The organism is Microbacterium sp. (assembly GCF_029263575.1).
Taxonomy (GTDB): domain Bacteria; phylum Actinomycetota; class Actinomycetes; order Actinomycetales; family Microbacteriaceae; genus Microbacterium.
Window position 1 is genome coordinate 1 of record NZ_JAJUFV010000192.1, and the last position, 4,864, is coordinate 4,864.

A 4,864-nucleotide genomic window follows, 5' to 3' on the forward strand; every position below is an offset into this window, starting at 1 on the left:
CCGATCTCCATCGTGCGGGCGTCGATGTCGAAATCCCACAGCGTGCGGCTGAGCCGATCACGCGCCGCCTGGCCCGCCACCAGCGCGTAGTCGTACGCCTTGTACTGGTTGGTCGTCATGTACATCTTGTCGGACTCGCCGTGGTTGATGAACACGTGCCAGCGTCGGCCGTACCGGAACATCTGGAAGTTGCGGGTGTTCTGATTCACATACAGGACGACGCGGATGTCCTGGCTGCGGATAAAGCGCTCGAGATCACGGACGGTCGGCACGAACGCCACCTTCGGCCCGCCATCATCGATGATCGCCTCGGCCCCGCCGGCATTGCGCGCCAGCACGACAACAGGCCACTTCTCGTTCAGCCCGGCGAGCGGGCGATACCACTGGCGTATCTGGTACATGTTGACTGCGCCGTCGGCGAAGTAGACCGCGATCTTGTAGTGATCGGTCGGATGCGGCGGCGCAGAAGCAATCGTGCGCCTGACGCGCTGCACTGCTTTTCTCGAGCGCAGTGCGCGTCGCAAGAGGCGAAAAGCCTTCTTCACATCCGACATAGCGCTCACCTATCCAGCCTACTCAGGGAGTACCCCTGTACACATGACATGATCGGGGGGTGCAAGAGAACGATTCGGCAACACCTTCCGGCGGAGTCTCGTTCGTCATGCCTGTGCTGAACGAGCGCGCGTACCTCGAGCACGCCGTCGACTCGGTGCTCGGACAACAGCTCGACGGGCCGTCCGAGCTCGTACTGGCCCTCGGGCCGTCAACCGACGGAACCACCGAACTCGCCGAGCGCCTCGCAGCATCCGACGAACGAGTGCGGCTCGTCCACAATCCGGCCGCGCACATCCCCGTCGGCCTCAACGCCGCCATCCGCGCCAGCCGCTACCCCACCATCGTGCGCGTCGACGCCCACTCCGAACTCTCCCCCGGCTACGCCCAGCGCGCCCTCGCCACCCTCGAGCGCACCGGAGCCGCGAACGTCGGCGGGGTCATGCGCGCCGACGGGCGCACGCCCTTCCAGACAGCCGTCGCGCGCGCATACAACTCCCGCGTCGGCCTCGGCGGCGGGGTCTACCACGGCACCGCCTACGAAGGAGAAGCAGAATCGGCCTACCTCGGCGTCATGCGCCGCTCGGTGCTCGACGAGGTCGGGCTGTTCGACGAGTCGATCCGTCGCGGCGAAGACTGGGAACTGAACCTGCGCATCCGCCAGGCCGGGCACAAAGTCTGGCTCGACCCGAAACTGTCGGTTACCTACTGGCCGCGCGAGAGCTGGTGGCGCCTGGCCCGACAGTTCCGCGCGACCGGAGCGTGGCGCGGCGAACTCGTGCGCCGCTTCGGCCGCAGCAACGGTCTGCGCTTCTTCGCGCCGCCCGCTCTGGTGCTGAACCTCGTGCTCGCGATCGTCGTCGCGGTGCTGCAGGTCGTCGGCGTCGTGCACGGTATCGCTGCGGTCGTGGCATCCGTCGTGTATCTCCCGCTCGTCGCCTACGCCCTGCTCGTGCTCGCCATGGCACTGCGCCCCGGCGGCGAGCGCAGTCTGCGCGAGAGAATCTGGACGCTCGCCGTGCTGCCCACCATGCACGTCTCATGGGGATTCGGATTCATCGGCGGGCTGCTGCGCGGCGCCCGCGACACCGTCGACGCCTCGCGGCTCGGCAATCGGAACACGCCGCTGCCGTAGGCCGGGTGGGTGAGCCCGACTGGGGTGGCCGGTGGCCCGGTACAGATGTCTGCTCAGATCCCGGATGCCGGTGAAAAACCCGGAATCCGACAGACAAGTGGGATCTGGGCCTACAAGTGTGCCGGTGAGGGGGGACTGCCGGGCGACGGGCTAGGCGTCGACGAAGCCGAGGTCGAGGATGCGGGAGACGACGCGCTCGGCGGCATGGCCGTCGTCGCGGGTGTTGAACTGCTTCTGCCACGCAGCGTAGCGACCGGCGTACGCCGCCGGAATCGTGTCATCGGCCAGCGCCGCGACCAGTTCGTCCTGCGTCGTCACCAGCGGCCCGGGGGCACGCTCGGCAAGGTCGAAGTAGAAGCCACGCAGCTCGCCGCGATAGTGCTCCAGATCCGGCACGAGGAAGAACATCGGCTTGCCGGTCACGCTGTAGTCGAACATGACAGACGAGTAGTCGGTGATCAGGGCATCCGCGATCAGCAGCAGCCTGGCTGTCTCGGGGTATCCGGTCACGTCGATCACGCGCGCGCCCGACTGGTCGCGCCCCGGCCGCAGCGTGCGCGAGTGCCCGCGCACGAGCACCACCGAGTCGGTCTGCTCAGCCAACCGCTGCGGATCCACGAAATCGACGATCTCGGCACGGTCGTCCCGCCAGGTCGGCGCATACAACAGCACCCGCTCGGACGGTCCGATCCCCAACGCCTCGCGGGTCGCCGCACCGTCTTCGGTCGAGAGCAGGTCGTTGCGCGGATACCCGTCAACCCAGATCGGCTTGCCGAAGAACGCATAGGCCTTCTTCAGGATGCGCTCCGAGTACCGGTTCTGCGCCAGCAGCACATCCCACCGCCGCGACTCTTTGACAACAGCGGCCATACGGCGCGGGTCGAACCCGGGCCGATGCAACGCGAGCCGCTTGAGGGGCGTGCCGTGCCACGTCTGCAGCACGCGCTGCCCGGGTTTGCGCGCGAACCGGCGGCGCAACCAGTCATTCACGACCAGCAGCCGTGCCGCCGCACGGGCGCGCCACCATTCCGGGCTACCTTCGACGACAGCGATCGCACCGGTGGGAACCGCAACAGACAGATCGGTCACGCTCCAGTAGCGCGTGACGCTCGGGGCGCGGGCGGCGAGCTCACGATCGATCGCACAGGGGTTGCACCCCACGCTCTGCCCGTAGAAGCTCTCGAAGAAGACCGCGTTCTCCGTGCCGCCGGTCTGTGCGACATACCGCCCCTCGAGAATCGACTGACCCTCGGCGGATTCGTAGATCGGCGCGAGCGGCGGGGCGATCTGAACCTCCGAGCCGTGCAGCGCGATACGAAGCGTCGGCAGCTGTTCGGGTTCGAGGTCCAACTCGTCGAGGTCGGTTCCGGCTACCTGCAGCTCATACGTTCCCGACGGCAGCGGTAGCTCGTCTCCGCCCCACCGCGCCGTGCGAAGCGGAAAGGTCGCCTTCCAGGTCTTGCCGCCGCCGGTCATCTTCGCGTCGACACGCGCACGCGGACCCTGCAGGCTGCCGCTGGCCGGCTTCGGGCCCGTTCCTGCGATGATCAGCGTCTCCGCCTGCTCATCGATGCGGACGGTCGTCATCGTGCTCCCTTCGGCGCGGGAATTCCCCGGGCCCGTATCGCGCGATACACGCGCCGGGCACTATGTCCATCACGGTATGCGTGCATATGTGCGCTGAGCGTACTCGACTGATCCGAACGCCGGGTGAAGGCACTCTCGTCGGTGAGCAGCGTCTCCAACTGGTCGAGCAACCCGCGCCAGTTCTGCGCGACGTCGTCGCCGGCGACATCCTGGTAGCGCCCGTAGAAGCCTCTCGTGCGGGCGTAGTCCTCGGCATCCGGCGCGAGATACAGCACCGGCATCCCCAGCAAGCCGACGTCGTAAGCCAGCGACGAGTAATCCGTGATGAGCACGTCGAATCGCGGCAGCGCCGGCGTTACATCACGCAGCACGTCGGAGTCGAGTGTGCGCACGCGTGCACTGGGAAGCGGCGGCTGATACTCGCCAGCACCGAGCGGATGCGACCGCACGAACAGCACCGCATCCTGCGCCTCCAGAAGCGCGATGATGCGCACCCACTCCGCGGCCGTCGGCACCGACGGGTCGTCTTCGCCGTCACGCCAGGTCGGCGCGTACAGCACCGCACGCGCGTTCAGCGCCACCGGACTCGTCACGTCGGCGAGCAGAGCGGATGCCGCGGCGCGCCGCTCGTCGGCCGTACCGGCCGAGAGCACATCCACACGCGGCTCCCCCGTGACGACGACGCGGCCGTCACCGAGCGCGAAGGCCGATTCCAGCCGCCCCCTCGCACGATCGGATGCCGCCGGCATGACGCGGATGCGCTGCGCCGCTGCGCGATACAGCAGCCCGACCAGACGGCGAAGCAACCCTGCGGCCGGAACATCGGGAACCTGGGTCGTCGCGGGCGAGTCGAGCCCGATGCGCTTGAGCGGGATGCCGTGCCACAGCTGCGTGACGAAACCGCCCGACACCGCGTAGCGGTTCACGTCTCCCAGGCCGTGCGTCACGACGAGCACTCCGGCACGGGCTGTCGCCCACCACCCCCGCAGCGACATCTTCGAGATCGTGGGGATTCCGAGAGCCGCGGCATCCGCTCGCTCACGGTGAGACGACGTCAACCACACGGCGTCGTGCCCCTGCGCTGTCGCGACCCGCCACAGCGCGAGAGCTCCGTCACCGACGCCCGCACCGCATCCGAAGACCCATCGACGCCCACGAGGCACGAGAAGTGTTCCTATGCGCCCGACGGCATATAACGGGAACCGAAGCAGCTTGGCTGCATTGCCCGAGCCGAAAGAGAAGGACGCCACCTGGCGAGCCTATCGCGCGGTGGCGTCCTTCCCTGAGAATCAGGCGGAGCAGATTCGGTCACTCGGTCACAGACTGAGCTCCCCCAGCGTCACATCGATATCGAACGACTCACCGTCGCGAACATACGTGAGGGTGGCATCCGTTCCGGCGCCCGCCGCGCGCACCTGCGCGGTGAGGTCGGTCGCGTTGGAGATCGGGGCGCCGTTGAACGAGGTGACGATGTCGCCCTCCTTCAGCCCGGCTTCGGCCGCACCTCCATCGGGGGTGGTCTCGACGATGTACGCACCGGCGACGGATGCGTCGGCCACCGAGGCGGCATCGCGCACGGAGGCACCGAGC

General features: G+C 67.8%; 4 protein-coding genes and 1 pseudogene. 1 reads left to right on the forward strand and 4 read right to left on the reverse strand.

Translation table 11 applies throughout. The features are described 5' to 3' along the window. Positions 1 to 563 (reverse strand): annotated as a pseudogene (locus Q1J95_RS14415) (hypothetical protein); the annotation flags it as partial. A 98-nt stretch (positions 564 to 661) separates the two neighbouring features. Here Q1J95_RS14415 and Q1J95_RS14420 point away from each other — a divergent pair. Next, positions 662 to 1,687: a glycosyltransferase family 2 protein gene (locus Q1J95_RS14420; protein WP_300268784.1), complete on the forward strand. Its 1,026-nt coding sequence runs from the start codon at positions 662 to 664 to the stop codon at positions 1,685 to 1,687. Between the two features lie 150 nt (positions 1,688 to 1,837). Here Q1J95_RS14420 and Q1J95_RS14425 read toward each other — a convergent pair whose 3' ends face one another. The 3 genes from Q1J95_RS14425 to Q1J95_RS14435 all read right to left on the reverse strand — a co-directional run. Beyond that, on the reverse strand, positions 1,838 to 3,274 hold the full coding sequence (locus Q1J95_RS14425; RefSeq protein WP_300268787.1) for a CDP-glycerol glycerophosphotransferase family protein: 1,437 nt from the start codon (positions 3,272 to 3,274) through the stop codon (positions 1,838 to 1,840). Further along, the gene (locus tag Q1J95_RS14430; protein ID WP_300268790.1) at positions 3,271 to 4,524 is read right to left on the reverse strand and encodes a CDP-glycerol glycerophosphotransferase family protein; all 1,254 of its coding nucleotides are present in this window, start codon (positions 4,522 to 4,524) and stop codon (positions 3,271 to 3,273) included. Before Q1J95_RS14430 ends, Q1J95_RS14425 begins: the two co-directional genes overlap by 4 nt. A gap of 66 nt (positions 4,525 to 4,590) precedes the next feature. Beyond that, a partial coding sequence (locus Q1J95_RS14435) for a PDZ domain-containing protein (RefSeq protein ID WP_300268792.1) occupies positions 4,591 to 4,864 on the reverse strand: 274 nt, incomplete at its 5' end.